Source organism: Flavobacterium cupreum (genome assembly GCF_003996965.1).
Classification (GTDB): domain Bacteria; phylum Bacteroidota; class Bacteroidia; order Flavobacteriales; family Flavobacteriaceae; genus Flavobacterium; species Flavobacterium cupreum.
Window position 1 is genome coordinate 1 of the sequence record NZ_QWDM01000065.1, and the last position, 555, is coordinate 555.

The window sequence follows — 555 nt, forward strand, 5'->3', positions numbered from 1 at the left end:
CCCTGGGCGGTCAAAGGCGGTGCCGATTCGGCCCTGTTCGCTATAGATCCGGCCACGGGCGCCCTGCGCTTCGTGAGTACGCCTAACTTCGAGGCCCCAGCCGACAACGGTGCCAACAACACTTATGTGGTCGAAATCCAGGCGCTCGACGCCAACGGCAACGCCTCGGTCCAGACCATCACCGTGACGGTGACCGACGCCGACGAGGTCGCCCCGGCCATCACCGGCGGCGCGACCGCAGCCACCTCGATCGTGGAAAACACGACCGCAGTCGCAAACCTGACCGCAAACGAAGCCGTGACCTGGTCGGTCAAGGGCGGTGCCGATTCGGCCCTGTTCGCGATCGATCCGGCCACGGGCGCCCTGCGCTTCGTAAGCGCGCCTAACTTCGAGGCTCCAGGCGACAACGGTGCCAACAATTCTTATGTGGTCGAAGTCCAGGCGCTCGACGCCAGCGGCAACGCCACGGTCCAGACCATCACCGTGACGGTGACGGACGCCGACGAGGTCGCCCCGGCCAACCCCGGCCGCGCGCCCGCCGCCCCCTCGCTCCTG

General features: G+C 67.6%; 1 protein-coding gene. It reads left to right on the forward strand.

Annotated elements, in window-relative coordinates; all coding sequences use genetic code 11:
* A partial coding sequence (locus D0817_RS26685) for a cadherin repeat domain-containing protein (RefSeq protein ID WP_161568468.1) occupies positions 1-555 on the forward strand: 555 nt, incomplete at both ends.